Source organism: Streptomyces sp. NPDC023723 (assembly GCF_040639815.1).
In the GTDB taxonomy this organism is placed as follows: Bacteria; Actinomycetota; Actinomycetes; order Streptomycetales; family Streptomycetaceae; genus Streptomyces.
In genome coordinates this window covers 38,744-56,247 of the sequence record NZ_JBFAAP010000001.1, presented here as the reverse complement: position 1 = coordinate 56,247, position 17,504 = coordinate 38,744, and the positions used below count along the sequence as shown (strand labels likewise).

Sequence of the window (17,504 nt, the reverse complement as noted above, 5' to 3'; positions counted from 1 at the left end):
CCCGGGGGGCGCACGGCATCATGACGGCATGCGAGCGGTGGTACAACGGGCGGACGGCGCGAGCGTCGTCGTGGACGGCGAGACGGTGGGCGGCTTCGCGGGCGAGGGCCTGTGCGTCCTGGTCGGCATCACCCACGGGGACACGAAGGAGAAGGCCGCGCAACTGGCCCGCAAGCTCTGGTCGGTGCGGATGCTGGCGGACGAGCGGTCGTGCAGCGACCTCGACGCCCCGCTGCTGGTCATCAGCCAGTTCACTCTTTACGGCGACGCCCGCAAGGGCCGCCGGCCCACCTGGAACGCCGCCGCCCCCGGCGACGTCGCCGAACCGCTCGTCGCCGAGGTGGTCGCCCAGCTGCGCGCACTGGGCGCGACGGTGGCGACGGGCCGGTTCGGCGCGCACATGCGGGTGTCGCTGACGAACGACGGCCCGTTCACCGTACTGATCGAGATCTAGGGCGCTACGACCGTCTCCTGGGCCGCCGCCGTGTCCCCGGCCACCAGCCGGGCGTCCACCGGCACGTTCCGCTTGACCAGGGCGAGGGCGACCGGGCCCAGCTCGTGGTGGCGTACCGAGGTGGTGATGAAGCCGATCTTCCGCCCGTCGGGGCCGTCGTCCGCGAGCCGGATCTCGGTGCCCGCCGCCGGCAGGTGGACCTCGCTGCCGTCCAGGTGCAGGAAGACCAGCCGGCGCGGCGGCTTGCCCAGGTTCTGCACCCGGGCGACGGTCTCCTGGCCGCGGTAGCAGCCCTTCTGGAGATGGACGGCCGAGCCGATCCAGCCCAGCTCGTGCGGGATGGTCCGGTGGTCGGTCTCGAAGCCGAGCCGGGGCCGGTGCTGCTCGACCCGCAGCGCCTCGTACGCCAGCAGCCCGGCCGGCGGCCCGGCCTGCGCCGCCCAGGTCGCCAGTTCCGCGCGCGGCAGGAAGAGATCACGCCCGTACGGGGTCTCCCGTACGGCGACGCCCTCGGGGACGGCGGCGATGGACCCGGCCGGCAGGTGCGCCACCGCGATGTCGTCCGTGCGGTCGGCGACCTCGACCCGGTAGAAGAACTTCATCGACTCCAGGTAGCCGACCAGCGCCTCACGGGTGCCCGGCTCGACGTGCGCCCAGACGGTCGCCCCGTCGTCGACGAGGTACAGCGCGTGCTCGATGTGGCCGTTGGCGGACAGGATCAGCGCCTCGGTGGCCCGGCCGGCCGGCAGGTCGCTGACGGCTTGCGTGAGCAGCAGGTGCAGCCAGGTCAGCCGGTCCGCTCCGGTGACGGTGACGACCCCGCGGTGCGAGAGGTCGACGAAACCGGTGCCGTCGGCGAGGGCGCGCTGCTCGCGGAACAGGTCGCCGTAGTGCGCGGCGACGCCTTCGTCCACGCCCTCGGCGGATACGGCTCCGGGCAGGGACAGCAGGGGGCTCTTCATGGCTCCCAGCCTACGACTCGGTAGTTGAATCCTTCAGCGCGCAGTCGCGGCAGCGGCCGAAGATCGCGAAGTGCTTCATGTCGGTGTCGAACCCGAACTGCTCGCGCAGCTTGGCGGTGAACTCGGCGGCCACCGACAGATCGGCCTCGATCACGTTGGTGCAGTCCCGGCAGACCAGATGGATGTGGTGGTGCCGGTCGGCGAGGTGGTAGGTCGGCGCACCGTGCCCGAGGTGGGCGTGGCTGACCAGGCCCAGCTCCTCCAGCAGCTCCAGGGTGCGGTAGACGGTGGAGATGTTGACCCCCGACGCCGTCCTGCGGACTTCGCCCAGGATGTCGTCGGGGGTCGCGTGTTCCAGGGTGTCCACGGCTTCCAGCACCAGCTGTCGCTGCGGGGTCAGCCGGTAGCCGCGCTGCCTGAGGTCGCTCTTCCAGTCGGTGCTCACCACACCGGCCAGTCTAGGACTACTTGAAGAAAGCGATCCCGTCGTCCGGCATGTCGTCGGGCAGCGCCTTGGCCCAGCGCTCGACGTCCTCCGGGGTGACGACCTTCTTCAGGTGCGCGGACATGTAGGGGCGCAGCTCGACCTCGGGGGTCTGCTTCTCGCCGACCCACATCAGGTCGCTCTTGACGTAGCCGTACAGCCGCTTGCCACCGGTGTAGGGCCGGGCGGCGGCGGTACGGGCCACCGCGTCCGTCACCAGGTCGATCTGCGGCTTCTGGTGGGCCAGTTCGCCGTACCAGATCTCGATGACGCCGTCGTCGCGGGTCATCGTCACCTCGACCTTGCGGTCGGCGTCGATGCGCCAGAAGCCGTGCTCGGACTCCAGCGGACGGACCTTGTTGCCGTCCTGGTCGAGCACCCAGCTGTGGGAGGCGTACTCCAGGAAGTCCCGGCCGTCGTGGGTGAAGGCGACCTCCTGGCCGAAGTTGCACTTCTCGGCGCCGGGGAAGTCGTGCACGCCCGCGCCGGCCCAGTCGCCGAGCAGAAAGGCGAGCGGGACGAGGTCCTTGTGCAGGTCGGACGGGATCTCGATCATGAGCGGAACTTCCTGGCGTCGGTGATCAGCGCTGGCCCTGGTACAGCTTCTTCACGGTCAGCCCGGCGAAGGCGAGGACGCCGACGCAGACCAGGACCAACAGGGTTTCGAAGAAGATCTCCACGGGTGCTCCTTGAGCGGGGTGCGGTGGTGTGCACAGGGCCGGGCCCCAGCTTACGCGGCCGGGGCCCGGCCCTGTCGGGTGAGGTACGCCTGCCGGGTCAGGCGAGCAGCCGGCTCTGGAGGGCGACGGTCTGCTGGAAGGGGACGGCGGGCGCGCTGCCCTTGCGGGACTGCACGACGAGGGCGAGGACGTCGCCGGCGCTGAGGTAGCCGTGCCGGACCTGTTCGGCGCCGTAGGGCTTGGCCTCGGTGTACATCATGCGGGTGACGTCGGTGGCCGTGGCCCTGGCGGGGAAGTCCTCGTCCCAGACCGACTCGGCGGCGCCGCGCACGGCGTAGGCGGGTCTGCCGACCTGGGCGATCTGCTCGCCGCCCAGCTCGTCCACGACGGCGGCGGTGCCGAACCGGAGCAGGTAGATCCGGGTACGGGTGCCGTCCGCGGTGGTCCAGCCGCGCGCGGCGACGTGCCGCAGGCCGTAGTCGGTGAACTTCTGCCGCAGTTCGTCCCGGTCGTCCTTCGCGTACTCCGCCAGCAGGTCCTTGGTGGCCAGCCAGCCGTCGTCGCCGCGCAGCGCCTTGTCCTCGGTGGCGCCCTCGGGCGCGGGCAGCACCAGCTCGCGCAGGTCCGCGTAGTGGGCGCCGGCCGGGTTCGACGCGTCGAACGGCCCGGGGCTGCCCTTGGGCAGCGGCGGCGCGGTCAGCCGCGGGTAGGTCCAGCGGCCGTCCGACGCGGTGGCCAGTCCCGGTACGTCGGTCCGCTCCATCCGGCTGATCCCGTACGCCGTCCCGGCCCCGGCCACCGCGAACACGGCGACGGCGGCCGTCCACCGCAGGGCGGCCCGCAGCAGGCGGCGGTCCTTCGGGGGCGCGGGCACGGGCGAAGGCCAGGACGCGGGCACGGGCGGGGGGTCGGCGGGCGGGAGCGGCGGGAGCGGCGGGTACGGCGGCGGGGCGGCCTCCGAGGTGGGGGCGGGGGCGGGTGCGGGAGCCGGGTCGGCGGGGGTGAGGGGCTGAGCCTGCTCCGCCGCCGCCCCGGCCGGCTGCGCCGGTGTGGTCGTCTGCTCGCTCACACCGACTCCCCGGGCTCGGCTATGCGGTCGAGCTGCTCGGTCAGCAGCGCGGCGACACCGTCGGCGTCGAACGGCTTCACGCCCTCGGCCGTGGCGGTGACCAGGATGTCGCCCTGGTACGCGGAACAGAACATCAGGTCGAGGTCCTCGTGGGAGTCGGCCGGCGGCAGGAAGCACCGGGCGTTCGGGTGGTCCTTGATCCGCGGGCCCGCGCGGAAGACGTCCAGGGACTCGAGGTACTCGTTCTGGACCGTCGACATGTCCCGGACCGCCGCCCGGCTGTCCATCTGCGCCAGCACGATGCCGGTGGTGACGGAGCCCTTCGCGCCGTCGGCGGTGAAGCCCGGTGAGCGGAGGTAGCTGCGCATGGCCATGCCGGTGACCGGACGGCGGTCGATCTCCTTCTCCAGCTCGCGGCGCTCGGAGCGGGGCAGTCCGCGCAGCGACTCCTTGCGCAGGGCGGTCGCCTGGGCGCCGCTGAGCACGGTGTCCGAGCCGAACTCCGCGAGGTCGGGGCCACGGGTCCAGCCCTCGGGGCGGTACGGCACCAGCGCCGCGGCCAGTCCGGTGGCGCGGGCCTCCTTGGTGTCCGCGGCGGTCTTCGGGGACGCCCAGCCGGGCGCCCCGGCGTCCCGGTCGGCCCCGTCGACGACGTAACCGGTGTACCCGACGCCCCCGACCACGGCGGCCGCCAGCAGCAGACAGCCGGCGCCCGCGACGATCCGGCGCCGGCGGCCGGGTTTCCGGGGAGCGGCGGGCACGGGGTGGAGTTCGGGGAGAGACACGTCCGGGGCGGGCGTCCCGGTGGCCGGGGCGTCGGAGACGGCGAAGGTATCGGCGTCGGCGGCATCGGCGGGCGTCTCCGCGGCGGACTGCTCGTTCTCGTCGGTCACAGCCGCTCCATCTGCCGGTCGGCCAGGTCGGTGACCGTCTGCTTCTTGATCGGTTCGGTGCTGTAGATCCAGATCTCCATGGCGATGTCCCCCCGCCAGGCGTGCGCCTCCGCGCTGTACAGCGAGACGCCCATCTCACTGTCGGGCACGTTGTGGACGTAGGCCCGCCCGTCCCCCGTACCGGCGATCGGCCAGCTGTCGGTGTCGTCCTGCTCGGCCCAGTAGTGGGCCTCGTCGCCCGCCTCGGCGGCGGCGACGTACTCCTCCTGCCGGAACTGGATCAGCCGCACCTCCACCGTGCCGTCGTCCGTCTCCCAGCCGGTGACGGCCGCCCGACGGAACTCCTGTTCGACCAGGTTCTCGAAGGCGCCGGCCGGTTCGGTGAAGGTGTCGGAGTAGGCGGCCAGGTCCAGCCAGCCGTCGTCGGCCAGCCAGTCGGCCTCCCGGGTCCCGGCGGGCTTCTTCACCAGCAGTTCCCGGAGGTCCCCCGCGGTCCGTACCTGGCGGTCCCGCGAGGCCGGCAGCGGCTCGGGCCCGTCGCCCGTGCCCCGGGCCAGCGCGGTTTGCGACAGCGGGGCCAGCCGGGTCGGCTCCCGGTCGGCCTGCACGAGGTAGCCGCCGCAGGTGCCGGCGATCACACCGAGCACGGCGGCGGCGCAGATCAGCAGGGCCGTACGCCCCTTCCGCCGCCCCGGCGCCGGCACGGTCGCCGGCGCCGGTATGTGCTCTTGTTGCTCTTGTTGCTCTTGTTGCTCTTGTTCTTCCAAGGTGTCCCCCACAGGACGTGAAGCGCGCATTCCGCAGCGCGCACAGGAGACTCATGGCCGGCACAAGGGGTTGCGGACGCGTTGATTACGATTCGGCCATGGCTAAGAAGCTCGTGATCAAGGTGACCGCGGGGGCCGATGCCCCCGAACGCTGCTCGCAGGCGTTCACGGTGGCGGCGGTGGCCGTGGCCAGCGGCGTGGACGTCTCCCTGTGGCTGACCGGCGAGTCCGCCTGGTTCGCCCTGCCGGGCCGGGCCGCCGAGTTCGAACTGCCGCACGCGGCCCCGCTGCCCGACCTGATCGACTCCCTGCTGAGCGGCGGCCGGCTGACCCTGTGCACCCAGTGCGCGGCCCGGCGCGACATCACCGAGCAGGACGTCATCGAGGGCGTCCGGATCGCCGGCGCGCAGGTCTTCGTCCAGGAGGCACTGGCCGACGACACCCAGGCACTCGTCTACTGAGCCCGCCCCGGGTCCGAGTCCGGGTCCTGCTCCTGGTCCACGTAGAGGCAGAACGGGTGGCCCGCGGGGTCGAGCAGTACTCCGTACGTCAGCGCCCGCGTTCGTCCCCGTCCCGCTCGTCCCACCAGCGGTCCTGTGGGCCGCGCCGGTTGGCGACGATCGCGGCGAACGGCGGGATGACCATGGCGACCACGCACATCCCGACGGCCGCCGGGACGGACCACAGCCGCACCACGCCCCAGGCCAGCACGAAGAGCGCGATGCAGATGCCCATCAGCACGAAGTACCCGCGCCGCCGTCGTCCGTACATGACTCCAGCGTAGGTCCGGGCACGCCGAAGGGCCGCGCCCCGGGCGTCCAACCCGTGGGGCGCGGCCCTTCGGCCGGCCGCGTGCCGCCGTCAGACGGCGATCGCGACCTCCGCCAGACCGCCCTGCTGGGCCACGACCGTGCGGTCGGCCGTGCCGCCCGGCACCAGGGCGCGGACCGTCCAGGTGCCCTCGGCCGCGTAGAAGCGGAACTGGCCCGTCGCGGAGGTCGGGACCTCCGCCGTGAACTCCCCGGTGGCGTCCAGCAGCCGGACGTAGCCGGTCACCGGCTCACCGTCGCGGGTCACCTGTCCCTGGATGGTGGTCTCACCGGGCTTGATCGTCGAGGCGTCCGGGCCGCCGGCCTTCGCTCCACACATGTCCGTAGTCCTTAGGGTCGCAGCGGGTTGAGCGGGTTACTTGGCGGCGCCGAGCTCGATCGGAACGCCGACCAGCGAGCCGTACTCGGTCCAGGAGCCGTCGTAGTTCTTGACGTTCTCGACGCCCAGCAGCTCGTGGAGCACGAACCAGGTCAGCGCCGAGCGCTCGCCGATGCGGCAGTAGGCGATGGTGTCCTTGGCCAGGTCGACCTGCTCGTCGGCGTAGAGCTCCTTGAGCTCCTCGTCCGACTTGAAGGTGCCGTCGTCGTTGGCGTTCTTCGACCACGGGATGTTGCGCGCGGACGGCACGTGGCCGGGGCGCTGGGACTGCTCCTGCGGCAGGTGGGCCGGGGCGAGCAGCTTGCCGGAGAACTCGTCGGGCGAGCGGACGTCGACCAGGTTCTGGTTGCCGATCGCGTTGACGACGTCGTCGCGGAAGGCGCGGATGGCGGTGTTCTGCGGCTTGGCCTTGTAGCTGGTGGCGGGCCGCTCCGGGACCTCCTCGACCAGCTCGCGGGCGTCCAGCTCCCACTTCTTGCGGCCACCGTCGAGCAGCTTGACGTTCTCGTGGCCGTAGAGCTTGAAGTACCAGTAGGCGTAGGACGCGAACCAGTTGTTGTTGCCGCCGTAGAGGACCACCAGCGTGTCGTTGGCGATGCCCTTCGCGGACAGCAGCTTCTCGAAGCCCTCCTGGTCGACGAAGTCACGGCGGACCGGGTCCTGGAGGTCCTTGGTCCAGTCGATCCGGATCGCGTTCTTGATGTGGTTCTTGTCGTACGCGGACGTGTCCTCGTCCACCTCGACGATCGCGATGGTCGGGTCGTCCAGGTGGTCCTGGACCCAGTCGGCGTCGACCAGGACGTCGCTGCGGCTCATGTTCTCTCCTCCGGGGCAGTTGCGGCGGGGCGTGCGAGTGCGGTGGGTGCGTGCGCTGCCCGGTTCCGGGACAGGGCGCACCGGCGCCCTGGAACAGGGCAGCGGGAAACGCGGAAGGCGGGGCTTCCGCTCAGAACGGGCGACAGAGCATGGCGGCTACGCGGCACAGGTCCACTGCCCGCCGCTTGGTGAGATCCGCCTGACCCCGCGGCCGGGGGCCGCTCAAAAGGCACTGCATGGTGTCCGATCGTAAGGACGTCCTGGCGGGCATGTCACCGGCGTGTCGGATTCTGAGACGGGATCGTCCGGAATGTGGGACGGAAGGGGCTCTGCGTCCCTCCGGCCGCCGTGGGGCGGCGGGACGCGTCTCACCTGCCGGACCGTGGCCGTCCGAGCGGCCGCTGTCCGTCCTACCCGGCCAGCCGGACGTTCGAACCCGTCACCGTGATCTCGACGCCGTCCTTGGCCGCCTCGACCTTGTCCAGCTTGATGCCGCCGGGCAGTTCGTCGATCACCTGCTGGAAGTCGGTGATCTGCCGGATCTGCGAGTCGGAGAGGTCCACCTGCCCGAAGGAGGGCAGGTCGTCGGCGGTCACCCCGACCTTGTCGCCCTTGACCGTCACCGAGCTGAGCACGTGGATCGGCTTGGGCAGCTCGGTGCCGAGCACGGTCGCCTGCACGGCCACGTCGATCTTCCCGTTGCCGCCGTCCGAGAGGCCGACGATGCCCGCGGTGACGCCGGAGGTGATCTGCACCGGCTCGGACCCCGCGGCCTTCAGCAGCTCGGCGTAGGAGACGGTCGCCGTGCCGGACGCGGTGGCGGCGGTCGCGGAGCTGTAGTCGCCGGAGAACTCGACGCCCTTCATGTGCGCCTTCAGGTCGTCGATCCGGACCTTCTCGGTGCCGTCGCCCGCCGTCGCCTCGTAGCCGTCCATGGTGACCTCCACGTCGTCCAGCTCGCCGCCGGCGACCTGGGTGAGGAAGGGGAAACCGTTGATCGACACGTCCGGAGTGGTGTCCAGGCCCTCCTGGGCCTTGAGCTTGTCCGCCACCTCGCCCTCCGCGAAGTTCACCGCGAGCCGGTCCGCGGCCACGAAGAGCCCGCCCAGGATCACGACGACGATCAGCAGTATTCGCAACGCGCGCATGTTCTTCCCACCCCAGCGGACTTCACGGACGAAGGCCCACGGTAACGGTCCGTGGCGCACCCCGGAGAATCTGACGATCGGCTGTGACAAGGCCGTCGAACGGCACGGTCAGCCCAGCACCCGCCCGAGCACCCAGACGGCCGGTGCCGCCGCGCTCAGCGGCAGGGCCACGCCCGCGGTGAAGTGCACGAAGCGGGACGGGTAGTCGTAGCTCGCCACCCGGTGGCCGATCAGCGCGCAGAGCGCCGCGCCCGCCCCGAGCAGCGCCCCGGGCGCCGCACCGAGGTCGGTCAGCCCGCCGGCCGCGAACCCCGCGCCGGCCGCGCCGAGCAGCGCGACCAGCACCGAGGCCGACGTCGGCAGCGGCAGGGCGCGGACCAGGACACCGACCGCCACGGCGACCGCGCCGACGGACACCGCGGCCGCGTCGGCGGCGAGCCAGCCGCCCGCGACGATCGCCAGCGCCGAGGCGACCACGGTGGCCGTCAGGCCGTACATCCGCTCGTCCGGATCGGCGTGCGACCGCAGGTGCAGCACCAGGGAGAGCAGCACCCACACGCCGATCGTGCCGAGCAGGGCCGCCGGGGAACGGTCGGCGGCCAGCAGTGCCACGTCCGCGACCAGCGCGCCGAGGAAGCCGAGCGCGATGCCCTGCCGGGCCGGCCACATGCCGTTCAGCCGGAACCAGCCGGCCGCGGTGACCGCCTGGAGCACGACCAGCGGGACCAGCAGCGCGTAACTGCCGACCGCGGCGCCCCCGGCCAGCAGCAGCCCGAGCAGCGCGGTGAGCGCGGCCGGCTGCCCGCCGGGCTCGATGACCGGCGACCGCCCCTCGGCGCGGGCCCGCTGGGCATCGGTGATCCGGGCGTTCCCGGCGACGGTGGCGGGGCCGTATCCGGAGTCCGGCGCCGCGGCCGGCGCCGCGGTCGGCTCCGGAGCGGGGGCCGCGGCCGTGGCCGGCGCGTAGGTCTGCGCCGGGTGGGGCTGCGGCTGGGGCTGGGGCTGGGGCTGGGGGTAGTGCTGCCCGTATTGCTGTGGGTACTGCTGAGACTGCTCGTACGGCTGCTGCGGATATTGCTGCTGCTGTTGCTGTTGGTACTGCTGATACCGCTGTTCCTGCTGGTACTGCTGTTGATATTGCTGTTGCTGTTGCTGCGAGTACTGCTGTTGCTGCTGATACTGCTGCGGCGGCAGATACGCCGTCTCCTCCGCGGCGACCGCCGGTACCGGCGGCTGCACTGAGGTCTCCCAGGTCTGCCCCTGCCACTGCTGCGTGTACTGCTCGGCATCGGCGCCGGAGCCGGCGTCGTACGGCTGGTTGGTCATCGGTCGCTCGTCACCCTCCTGCGAACGGCGGGAGCACCTCGACCGTGCCGCCGTCGGCCAGCCGTACCGTCTCATGCCCGCGCGTGCCCACCGGATCGCCGTCGACGAGGAAGGAGCAGCGCAGCAGTACGCGGGTGAGTTCGCCCGGGTGCCGCGCGCGCACGGCGTCCAGCGCCGCCGCGAGCGTGGCCGCCTCGTACGGCTCCTCGGCCACCCCGGCGGCGGCCTTCGCGGCGGCCCAGTAGCGCACCGTGACCTTTGCCATCTGAATCCTTCTGATTCCTCTGTCGACCAGCTGTGGACAGTAGACCGTCAGGCTAGCCCGCCCGGGAGACCGCCCAGTCCCCGATACGGCACAGCAGTTCGGTGTCGGAGGCGTGCTCGGCGTGGCCCATGCCGTGCTCCAGCCACAGTTCGCCGTGGTCACCGGCGGCCTCGGCCAGCATCCGGGGGTGGTCGAGCGGGAAGTAGCCGTCCCGGTCGCCGTGCACGATCAGCAGTGGCACCGGCGCGATCTTCGGCACCGCCTCCACCGGGGACAGCGGCACCGGGTCCCAGTCCCGGTGGTGGATGCGGGTGCGCAGGCCGTAGCGGCCGACGAGGCGGCCCTCGGGGCGCATCACCAGCCAGTGCAGGCGCCGCATGGGCGCGGTGCCCCGGTAGTACCAGCGGGCCGGCGAGCTGACCGAGACGACCGCGTCGACGCCCCCGTGCAGCGCCGCGTGCCGCAGCACCACCGAGCCGCCCATGGAGAAGCCGACGGTCACCACGCGCCGATGGCCGAGGCGCCGGGCCCACACCACCGCCGCCGCCAGGTCGAGGACCTCGCGGTCGCCGACCGTGGACCGGCCGCCGGACGCCCCGTGGCCCCGGAAGGAGAAGGTGACGACCGCCCCGTACCGGGTGAACCCGGCCGCGATCCGCCGGATGTGCGGGCGGTCGACGGCCCCGGTGAAGCCGTGCGCGATGACGAACACCGGGTCACGGGAAGGTGGCCGCCCGCTTTCGTATACAAGTCGGGCAGGGTCGTATACGGAATCGATCCGCACCCCGTCGGACGTGCGCAGATACGTCCGAGTGGATGTTTCACGCCGCGTCTCGGGATACGGACGAAAGGTGGAACGTGCCACATGACCTGCCGGACCGTCGCTCATGTCGGCTATTCTGCTGGGCAGAGGACTCGGGCAGCGAAGCCCCCGGGTCCTTTTGTGCTTTACGCGGCATCACGAAGCACGAGGCAGTACGAAGCAGTGCCGTAAACGTCCTCGCAGGGACCGAGGAGGAACCAGACGTTATGGGCGAGCGAACCGTGCACGAACGTATGACGAACCGGGCGGGTGGGGCGCGATGAGCTCTCTGCTGCTCCTGACCAACGCCCTCCAGCCGTCGACGGAGGTGCTTCCCGCCCTCGGCCTGCTGCTGCACAACGTACGCGTGGCCCCGGCGGAGGGCCCCGCCCTGGTGGACACCCCGGGCGCCGACGTGATCCTGATCGACGGCCGCCGCGACCTGCCGCAGGTCCGCAGCCTGTGCCAGCTGCTGCGCTCCACCGGGCCCGGCTGTCCGCTGGTCCTGGTGGTCACCGAGGGCGGGCTGGCCGCCGTCACCGCCGACTGGGGCATCGACGACGTACTCCTCGACACCGCCGGTCCGGCCGAGGTCGAGGCCCGGCTGCGGCTCGCGATGGGCCGCCAGCAGATCGTCAACGACGACTCGCCGATGGAGATCCGCAACGGTGACCTGTCGGTGGACGAGGCGACGTACAGCGCCAAGCTGAAGGGCCGGGTGCTGGACCTGACCTTCAAGGAGTTCGAGCTGCTGAAGTACCTGGCGCAGCACCCGGGCCGGGTCTTCACCCGGGCCCAGCTGCTCCAGGAGGTCTGGGGCTACGACTACTTCGGCGGCACCCGGACGGTCGACGTGCACGTACGGCGGCTGCGCGCCAAGCTCGGTCCCGAGCACGAGTCGCTGATCGGCACCGTGCGCAACGTCGGCTACCGGTTCGTCACCCCCGAGAAACCGGAGAAGCCGGCCCGGGCGGCGGACGACACCACGGCCGCCGGGCGGACCGAGCCGGAGCCGGACCGGGCGACGGACACCACCACCGCGGCCGCCGAGGTCTGACCGCGGGCGGCGGACAGCGCCCGGCAGCCGGGCGGGGCGGACTTGACCGGGGTTTGACCAAGGTCTGATACGCCCTGCCCACGGCGGTTCCATCCGCGTAGACTCCGCGCGTGGCCAAGGTGACGAGGGACGATGTGGCGCGGCTGGCAGGGACTTCCACTGCCGTGGTCAGCTATGTCATCAACAACGGACCCCGGCCGGTCGCCCCGGCCACCCGCGAGCGTGTCCTCGCCGCGATCAAGGAACTGGGGTACCGGCCGGACCGGGTGGCCCAGGCGATGGCCTCGCGCCGCACCGACCTGATAGGTCTGATCGTGCCGGACGCCCGGCAGCCGTTCTTCGCGGAGATGGCGCACGCGGTCGAGTGGGCCGCTGCCGAGCGCGGGAAAATGGTCCTGGTCGGCAACACGGACTACGTCGCCGAGCGCGAGGTGCACTACCTGCGCGCCTTCCTCGGCATGCGGGTCTCGGGCCTGATCCTCGCCAGCCACGCGCTGAACGACCTGGCCGCCGCCGAGATCGAGGCGTGGGACGCCCGGGTGGTGCTGCTGCACGAGCGGCCCGAGGCGATCGACGAGGTGGCCGTCGTCACCGACGACCTCGGCGGCGCCCAGCTCGCCGTCCGCCATCTGCTGGAGCACGGCTACGACTACGTGGCCTGCATGGGCGGCACCGCCGAGACCCCGTCCGTCGGCGACCCCGTCTCCGACCACGTCGAGGGCTGGCGGCGCGCGATGCAGGAGGCCGGGCTGCCCACCGAGGGCCGGCTCTTCGAGGCGCCGTACAACCGCTACGACGCCTACGACGTGGCGCTGGAGATCCTCGCCGGGCCGCGCCGGCCGCCCGCCGTCTTCTGCTCCACCGACGACCAGGCGATCGGCGTGCTGCGCGCCGCCCGGGAGCTGCGCCTGGACGTGCCGGGCGAGCTGGCGGTGGCCGGGTTCGACGACATCAAGGAGGCCGCGCTGGCCGACCCGGGCCTGACCACGGTCGCCTCCGACCGCTCGGCGATGGCCCGCTCGGCGGTGGACCTGGTCCTCGACGACGGGCTGCGGATCGCCGGTTCGCGGCGCGAGCGGCTGAAGGTGTTCCCGTCCCGGCTGGTGGTCCGCCGGTCCTGCGGCTGCGGGTAACTCCCCGCCGCAGAGGGCTTTATATCGGGCATACGAGCTTCTGCCGGGCTTCTCAGTCAGCACTCAGCAAGCTCTCATCGTCGGCGGCAATGCTCGTGGACATGACCGAGAGCATCCGCCGCGACGGCGAGTACGAGACCCCCGAGAACCCGTACGCCACCCCCTACGAGGGCGCCCAGCAGCACGCCTACGCTCAGCAGACCTCCGCAAGCCAGGGCGAGTACCAGGGCGCAGTCCAGGGCGAGTACCAGACCGCGGCCCAGGGCGAGCACCAGGCCGCCTCCCCCGTGAACCCGGAGTGGCCGCCCCCGCCGGCCCAGCCGCCCACCGCGCTGCTGGACCCGGCCTCGGCGCCCGCGCCGAAGAAGCGCTCCCGGCGTCCGTTCGCGCTGCTCGCGGCGGTCGCGATCGTCGCGGCGGCGGTCGGCGGCGGCACCGCCTACGGCATCCAGGAACTGACCGGCAGCGACACCGTCGTCTCCAGCTCCACCAGCGCCAGTGTGGTGCCGTCCAGCCAGAAGGGCACGGTCTCCGGGGTGGCCAAGGCGGTCAGCCCCAGCATCGTCGAGATCAGCGCCACCTCGTCCGCCGGTTCCTCCACCGGTTCCGGCGTGATCATCACCAGTGACGGCGAGATCATCACCAACAACCACGTGGTCTCCGGCGCCACCTCCGTCAAGGTGTCGACCAGCGACGGCAAGGAGTACACCGCCGAGGTGGTGGGCACCGACGCCTCCAAGGACCTGGCCCTGATCAAGCTCCAGGACGCCTCCGGTCTGACCGCCGCGACCCTCGGCGACTCCGACGGCGTGCAGGTCGGTGACGAGGTGGTGGCGATCGGCTCCCCCGAGGGCCTGACCGGCACCGTGACCAGCGGCATCGTCTCCGCCCTCGACCGGGACGTGACCGTCTCCACGGACGAGGGCGAGCAGGAACAGCAGCAGCAGGGCGGCAGCGGCCAGTGGCCGTTCGAGTTCGGCGGCCAGGAGTTCAACGGCGACACCGGCTCGTCCACCACGACGTACAAGGCGCTCCAGACCGACGCGTCCCTCAACCCGGGCAACTCCGGCGGCGCGCTGATCGACATGAACGGCAACATCATCGGCATCAACTCCGCGATGTACTCGGCCTCCGGCTCCTCCTCCTCGTCGGCCGACGCGGGCAGCGTGGGCCTGGGCTTCGCGATCCCCATCAACACCGTCAAGGCCGACCTGGACACCCTCCGGGCGGGCGGCGCGGACAGCAACTGAGAGGTGATCTCATGATCGAGCAGGTCCCGCACACCACGGCCGGCACCGACCCGGCCGGGTTCGCCCTGGCGCTGGAGGTGGCGTCCGCGCTGCACCCGCCGCTGACCCGGGCGCCCGAGCTGGCGCCCCGCGCGCCCCGCACCCGCCGGGTTCCGGCGGCCGGCCGCCGTACCGCCGTCCGCGGCTGACCCCGCCCGCTTAGGCTGAAGGGGTCAGCCCGAGCGGAAAAGACGCACCCCCGTGCTGACAGGATTCAGCCCCGTCCCCCACCGCACCCGAGGAACCCCGAGCCATGAGCCCCGCAGACGGCGACCGTGACACCCAGCGCATCCTGATCGTCGACGACGAGCCGGCGGTCCGCGAAGCCCTCCAGCGCAGCCTCGCCTTCGAGGGGTACGCCACCGAGGTCGCCGTGGACGGCGCCGAGGCCCTCCAGAAGGCCGCGCTGTACCGGCCCGACCTGCTGGTCCTCGACATCCAGATGCCGCGGATGGACGGCCTGACCGCCGCCCGCCGGATCCGCGCCACCGGCGACACCACGCCGATCCTGATGCTGACCGCCCGCGACACCGTCGGCGACCGGGTCACCGGTCTCGACGCCGGCGCGGACGACTACCTGGTCAAGCCGTTCGAACTGGACGAACTCTTCGCCCGGGTCCGGGCCCTGCTGCGCCGCAGCTCCTACGCGGCGTCGGCGGCGGCCACCGCCGAGAACGAGGACGTGCTCGCCTTCGCCGACCTCACCATGGACCTCTCCACCCGCGAGGTCACCCGGGCCGGCCGGTCGGTGGAACTGACCCGCACCGAGTTCACCCTGCTTGAGATGTTCATGGCGCACCCGCGCCAGGTCCTCACCCGGGAGCAGATCCTGAAGGCGGTCTGGGGCTTCGACTTCGAGCCGTCGTCCAACTCCCTCGACGTGTACGTGATGTACCTGCGCCGCAAGACCGAGGCGGGCGGCGAACCGCGCCTGGTCCACACGGTGCGCGGGGTCGGGTACGTGCTGCGCCAGGGCGGCGCGGAGTGATCAAGCGGCTGCGCACCCTGCCGCTGCGCTCGCGCCTCGCCCTGCTGGTCGCGGCGGCGGTCGCGTTCGCGGTCGCGGCGGTGTCGGTGACGTGCTGGTTCATCGTGCAGGGGAAGCTGTACGACCAGCTGGACGCCGAGTTGCAGAAGGCCACGGTCCTCAAGGACCCCAAGCAGGTCAACCAGATCCAGGAGGCACTGGCCACCTGCACGCAGACCCCCCGGGTGAGCGGCTTCGGCAACAACACCTACTCCCAGGTCGTCACCGCCGACGGCACCACCTGCCTGTTCACCAACTCGGCCGGCGAGATCCAGGTGACCGACGCCGACAAGAAGGTGGTGGCCCAGTCCCAGTCCGGGACGGGCAACGGCATCCTGCGCAACGGCACCGACGAGGACGGCAACGCGCTGCGGGTACTCACCGTGCCACTGCCGCTCACCAACCGGACCACCCAGACCCCCGCCGACGCCGCCCTCATCGCCGCCGTCCCCCTGGACGGCACCCGGTCCACCCTGAACGACCTGGCCCTGCTCCTCCTCCTGGTCTCCGGCATCGGCGTGCTCGGCGCGGGAGCGGCGGGACTGGCCGTCGCCCGGGCCGGCCTGCGCCCGGTCGACAAGCTCACCGAGGCCGTCGAACACGTCGCCCGCACCGAGGACCTGAACATCCGCATCCCGGTCGGCGACGACAGCGAGGACGAGATCGCCCGCCTCTCGCACAGCTTCAACTCGATGACCTCCTCCCTGGCCAACAGCCGCGAGTTGCAGCAACAGCTGATCGCCGACGCGGGCCACGAGCTCCGCACCCCGCTGACCTCCCTCCGTACCAACATCGAACTCCTCACCCGCAGCGAGGAGACCGGCCGCCCGATCCCGGAGGCCGACCGCAAGGCGCTGCTCGCCTCGGTGAAGGCGCAGATGACGGAGCTGGCCGCGCTCATCGGCGACCTCCAGGAACTCTCCCGCCCCGACACCGGCCAGCACACCGGCCGTACCCAGATCGTGGCCTGGCAGGAGATCGTCGAGTCGGCGCTGCGCCGCGCCCGGCTGCGCGGTCCGGAGCTGACCATCACAGCGGACGTCGAGCCCTGGTACGTCCGCGCCGAGCCGGCCGCGCTGGAGCGCGCGGTGGTCAACATCCTGGACAACGCGGTGAAGTTCAGCCCGGAGGGCGGCACCGTCGACGTCCGCCTCACCGCCGGCACGCTCACCGTCCGCGACCACGGCCCCGGCATCTCGGCCGACGAACTCCCGCACGTCTTCGACCGCTTCTGGCGCTCGGAGTCGGCCCGCTCGCTGCCCGGCTCCGGCCTCGGCCTGTCCATCGTGGCCCGCACGGTCCAGCAGGCGGGCGGCGAGGTCACCCTGTCCCCGGCCCCGGAAGGCGCCGGCGCGATGGCGACGATCCGGCTGCCGGGGGCACCGGTGCCGCCGCCGGAGTCCCGCGACGCGGCTCAGATGTAGCCGAGCATTCCGGGGGAGTCGATGTCGACGGTGAGGAACCCGGGCGGGTAGTCCTTCTCCTGGCCGGTCAGGATGATCGACATTCCCCCGGTTTCCGCGTGCGGGGTGGCCACATAGAGGGCGTGGCAGGTGTCGGCGCCGCCCCAGCCGTCGCGGATCATCCCGCCCACGGTGACGGCCGCCACCTGGCCGAGCGGGTCGACCTGGAGGCCGGGCAGCGCCAGCAGCGCGCTGCCCACCTCCGCGTCGCTCTCCTCGGCCTTCATCAGACAGAGCGCGGGTACGTGCAGCCAGTCGCCGGGGGTGCGGGCCACATTGTCCGCGAGGCGGTGCAGCGCCTCGTGCCCATGCGCCAGCGCGAGAGCCGCACTGGTGTCGAAAATGATCACGCTGCACGCTCCGCGCGGGCCCGCGCCTGCTCGGCGGCCATCGCATACACGTTGGCCAGCACATCCGGGCCGTTGTCCAGCTCCTCGTCGCTGAGCGTGCAGCCCAGCCGGTCCCGCAGCACCTCGCGGGTGGCCGCCACCCGCTCCGCGATCTGCTCGGCCGTCGGCTCCTGCGCGGCGAGCTGCTCGACGAGCTTCCCGAGCGTCACACCCCGCTCCCTGGCCACCTGCGCGAGGTGGTCGCGGGCCTCGCGGGACACCTGAATGGTCGTGGTCTCAGCCATAGAGCAACCATAGCCCGGCCATGACC

General features: G+C 72.0%; 23 protein-coding genes. 8 read left to right on the top strand and 15 right to left on the bottom strand.

Annotation, left to right across the window (positions count from 1 at the left end; genetic code table 11):
- The first annotated feature begins 28 nt into the window (after positions 1-28).
- On the top strand, positions 29-454 hold the full coding sequence (dtd, locus tag AB0G32_RS00315) for a D-aminoacyl-tRNA deacylase (RefSeq protein ID WP_361155995.1): 426 nt from the start codon (positions 29-31) through the stop codon (positions 452-454).
- On the opposite strand, the gene AB0G32_RS00310 is transcribed toward dtd, so the two are convergent.
- The 6 genes from AB0G32_RS00310 to AB0G32_RS00285 form a co-directional block, all read right to left on the bottom strand.
- Positions 451-1,416, bottom strand: a complete 966-nt coding sequence (locus AB0G32_RS00310; protein ID WP_361155993.1) for a folate-binding protein — start codon at positions 1,414-1,416, stop codon at positions 451-453. The genes dtd and AB0G32_RS00310 overlap by 4 nt on opposite strands.
- Positions 1,417-1,426: 10 nt before the next feature.
- The gene (locus AB0G32_RS00305) at positions 1,427-1,864 is read right to left on the bottom strand and encodes a transcriptional repressor (protein ID WP_361155991.1); all 438 of its coding nucleotides are present in this window, start codon (positions 1,862-1,864) and stop codon (positions 1,427-1,429) included.
- A 16-nt stretch (positions 1,865-1,880) separates the two neighbouring features.
- Positions 1,881-2,456, bottom strand: coding sequence for an FABP family protein (locus AB0G32_RS00300; RefSeq protein WP_361155988.1), 576 nt, complete (start codon positions 2,454-2,456; stop codon positions 1,881-1,883).
- Positions 2,457-2,677: 221 nt separating this feature from the next.
- Positions 2,678-3,478, bottom strand: coding sequence for a hypothetical protein (locus AB0G32_RS00295; protein ID WP_361157111.1), 801 nt, complete (start codon positions 3,476-3,478; stop codon positions 2,678-2,680).
- 167 nt (positions 3,479-3,645) lie between these two features.
- Positions 3,646-4,542: a hypothetical protein gene (locus tag AB0G32_RS00290; protein WP_361155986.1), complete on the bottom strand. Its 897-nt coding sequence runs from the start codon at positions 4,540-4,542 to the stop codon at positions 3,646-3,648.
- Positions 4,539-5,246 carry a hypothetical protein gene (locus AB0G32_RS00285; protein WP_361155984.1) on the bottom strand — a complete coding sequence of 236 codons (708 nt, stop codon included), beginning with the start codon at positions 5,244-5,246 and terminating at the stop codon, positions 4,539-4,541. The genes AB0G32_RS00290 and AB0G32_RS00285 overlap by 4 nt, the downstream gene beginning before the upstream one ends.
- A 161-nt stretch (positions 5,247-5,407) precedes the next feature.
- Here AB0G32_RS00285 and AB0G32_RS00280 point away from each other — a divergent pair, with 161 nt between their 5' ends.
- Complete coding sequence (locus AB0G32_RS00280; protein WP_361155981.1) at positions 5,408-5,770, top strand: DsrE family protein; 363 nt, start codon at positions 5,408-5,410, stop codon at positions 5,768-5,770.
- An 88-nt stretch (positions 5,771-5,858) separates the two neighbouring features.
- Here the strand turns inward: AB0G32_RS00280 and AB0G32_RS00275 are convergent, their stop codons facing one another.
- The 7 genes from AB0G32_RS00275 to AB0G32_RS00245 form a co-directional block, all read right to left on the bottom strand.
- Entirely contained in the window at positions 5,859-6,080 is a 222-nt protein-coding gene (locus AB0G32_RS00275; RefSeq protein WP_361155978.1) for a DUF3099 domain-containing protein, read from the bottom strand.
- A gap of 90 nt (positions 6,081-6,170) precedes the next feature.
- Positions 6,171-6,458: a DUF1416 domain-containing protein gene (locus AB0G32_RS00270; protein WP_030187974.1), complete on the bottom strand. Its 288-nt coding sequence runs from the start codon at positions 6,456-6,458 to the stop codon at positions 6,171-6,173.
- A 36-nt stretch (positions 6,459-6,494) separates the two neighbouring features.
- Positions 6,495-7,334 carry a sulfurtransferase gene (locus tag AB0G32_RS00265; protein ID WP_361155974.1) on the bottom strand — a complete coding sequence of 280 codons (840 nt, stop codon included), beginning with the start codon at positions 7,332-7,334 and terminating at the stop codon, positions 6,495-6,497.
- Between the two features lie 410 nt (positions 7,335-7,744).
- On the bottom strand, positions 7,745-8,482 hold the full coding sequence (locus AB0G32_RS00260; RefSeq protein ID WP_361155972.1) for a DUF2993 domain-containing protein: 738 nt from the start codon (positions 8,480-8,482) through the stop codon (positions 7,745-7,747).
- A 108-nt stretch (positions 8,483-8,590) separates the two neighbouring features.
- Positions 8,591-9,808 carry a hypothetical protein gene (locus tag AB0G32_RS00255; RefSeq protein WP_361155969.1) on the bottom strand — a complete coding sequence of 406 codons (1,218 nt, stop codon included), beginning with the start codon at positions 9,806-9,808 and terminating at the stop codon, positions 8,591-8,593.
- Between the two features lie 10 nt (positions 9,809-9,818).
- Complete coding sequence (locus AB0G32_RS00250) at positions 9,819-10,073, bottom strand: MoaD/ThiS family protein (protein ID WP_361155966.1); 255 nt, start codon at positions 10,071-10,073, stop codon at positions 9,819-9,821.
- Positions 10,074-10,125: 52 nt separating this feature from the next.
- Positions 10,126-10,962, bottom strand: coding sequence for an alpha/beta fold hydrolase (locus tag AB0G32_RS00245; RefSeq protein WP_361155963.1), 837 nt, complete (start codon positions 10,960-10,962; stop codon positions 10,126-10,128).
- Between the two features lie 193 nt (positions 10,963-11,155).
- Here AB0G32_RS00245 and AB0G32_RS00240 point away from each other — a divergent pair, with 193 nt between their 5' ends.
- The 6 genes from AB0G32_RS00240 to AB0G32_RS00215 all read left to right on the top strand — a co-directional run bounded on the left by AB0G32_RS00240 (position 11,156) and on the right by AB0G32_RS00215 (position 16,805).
- Positions 11,156-11,932 carry a response regulator transcription factor gene (locus AB0G32_RS00240; RefSeq protein WP_361155960.1) on the top strand — a complete coding sequence of 259 codons (777 nt, stop codon included), beginning with the start codon at positions 11,156-11,158 and terminating at the stop codon, positions 11,930-11,932.
- A 110-nt stretch (positions 11,933-12,042) separates the two neighbouring features.
- Positions 12,043-13,065, top strand: a complete 1,023-nt coding sequence (locus AB0G32_RS00235; protein ID WP_361155958.1) for a LacI family DNA-binding transcriptional regulator — start codon at positions 12,043-12,045, stop codon at positions 13,063-13,065.
- A 101-nt stretch (positions 13,066-13,166) separates the two neighbouring features.
- A complete protein-coding gene (locus AB0G32_RS00230) occupies positions 13,167-14,315 on the top strand; it encodes a trypsin-like peptidase domain-containing protein (RefSeq protein ID WP_361155956.1) in 1,149 nt (382 codons plus the stop codon).
- Between the two features lie 11 nt (positions 14,316-14,326).
- Positions 14,327-14,503, top strand: a complete 177-nt coding sequence (locus AB0G32_RS00225; protein ID WP_361155954.1) for a hypothetical protein — start codon at positions 14,327-14,329, stop codon at positions 14,501-14,503.
- A 104-nt stretch (positions 14,504-14,607) separates the two neighbouring features.
- Positions 14,608-15,342 carry a response regulator transcription factor gene (locus tag AB0G32_RS00220; protein WP_361155951.1) on the top strand — a complete coding sequence of 245 codons (735 nt, stop codon included), beginning with the start codon at positions 14,608-14,610 and terminating at the stop codon, positions 15,340-15,342.
- Positions 15,339-16,805, top strand: a complete 1,467-nt coding sequence (locus AB0G32_RS00215) for a HAMP domain-containing sensor histidine kinase (RefSeq protein ID WP_361155948.1) — start codon at positions 15,339-15,341, stop codon at positions 16,803-16,805. The genes AB0G32_RS00220 and AB0G32_RS00215 overlap by 4 nt, the downstream gene beginning before the upstream one ends.
- On the opposite strand, the gene AB0G32_RS00210 is transcribed toward AB0G32_RS00215, so the two are convergent.
- Both AB0G32_RS00210 and AB0G32_RS00205 read right to left on the bottom strand, forming a co-directional pair.
- Positions 16,796-17,194: a hypothetical protein gene (locus AB0G32_RS00210; RefSeq protein ID WP_361155945.1), complete on the bottom strand. Its 399-nt coding sequence runs from the start codon at positions 17,192-17,194 to the stop codon at positions 16,796-16,798. The genes AB0G32_RS00215 and AB0G32_RS00210 overlap by 10 nt on opposite strands.
- Entirely contained in the window at positions 17,191-17,478 is a 288-nt protein-coding gene (locus AB0G32_RS00205; RefSeq protein WP_361155944.1) for a hypothetical protein, read from the bottom strand. The genes AB0G32_RS00210 and AB0G32_RS00205 overlap by 4 nt, the downstream gene beginning before the upstream one ends.
- Positions 17,479-17,504: the final 26 nt, after the last annotated feature.

Bases quoted from the DNA above. Each gene is read 5' to 3' on its own strand.
- dtd (WP_361155995.1), top strand. From the start codon at position 29: ATGCGAGCGGTGGTACAACGGGCGGACGGCGCGAGCGTCGTCGTGGAC.
- AB0G32_RS00310 (WP_361155993.1), bottom strand. From the start codon at position 1,416: ATGAAGAGCCCCCTGCTGTCCCTGCCCGGAGCCGTATCCGCCGAGGGC.
- AB0G32_RS00300 (WP_361155988.1), bottom strand. From the start codon at position 2,456: ATGATCGAGATCCCGTCCGACCTGCACAAGGACCTCGTCCCGCTCGCC.
- AB0G32_RS00280 (WP_361155981.1), top strand. From the start codon at position 5,408: ATGGCTAAGAAGCTCGTGATCAAGGTGACCGCGGGGGCCGATGCCCCC.
- AB0G32_RS00275 (WP_361155978.1), bottom strand. From the start codon at position 6,080: ATGTACGGACGACGGCGGCGCGGGTACTTCGTGCTGATGGGCATCTGC.
- AB0G32_RS00270 (WP_030187974.1), bottom strand. From the start codon at position 6,458: ATGTGTGGAGCGAAGGCCGGCGGCCCGGACGCCTCGACGATCAAGCCC.
- AB0G32_RS00265 (WP_361155974.1), bottom strand. From the start codon at position 7,334: ATGAGCCGCAGCGACGTCCTGGTCGACGCCGACTGGGTCCAGGACCAC.
- AB0G32_RS00260 (WP_361155972.1), bottom strand. From the start codon at position 8,482: ATGCGCGCGTTGCGAATACTGCTGATCGTCGTCGTGATCCTGGGCGGG.
- AB0G32_RS00255 (WP_361155969.1), bottom strand. From the start codon at position 9,808: ATGACCAACCAGCCGTACGACGCCGGCTCCGGCGCCGATGCCGAGCAG.
- AB0G32_RS00250 (WP_361155966.1), bottom strand. From the start codon at position 10,073: ATGGCAAAGGTCACGGTGCGCTACTGGGCCGCCGCGAAGGCCGCCGCC.
- AB0G32_RS00245 (WP_361155963.1), bottom strand. From the start codon at position 10,962: ATGAGCGACGGTCCGGCAGGTCATGTGGCACGTTCCACCTTTCGTCCG.
- AB0G32_RS00240 (WP_361155960.1), top strand. From the start codon at position 11,156: ATGAGCTCTCTGCTGCTCCTGACCAACGCCCTCCAGCCGTCGACGGAG.
- AB0G32_RS00230 (WP_361155956.1), top strand. From the start codon at position 13,167: ATGACCGAGAGCATCCGCCGCGACGGCGAGTACGAGACCCCCGAGAAC.
- AB0G32_RS00225 (WP_361155954.1), top strand. From the start codon at position 14,327: ATGATCGAGCAGGTCCCGCACACCACGGCCGGCACCGACCCGGCCGGG.
- AB0G32_RS00220 (WP_361155951.1), top strand. From the start codon at position 14,608: ATGAGCCCCGCAGACGGCGACCGTGACACCCAGCGCATCCTGATCGTC.
- AB0G32_RS00205 (WP_361155944.1), bottom strand. From the start codon at position 17,478: ATGGCTGAGACCACGACCATTCAGGTGTCCCGCGAGGCCCGCGACCAC.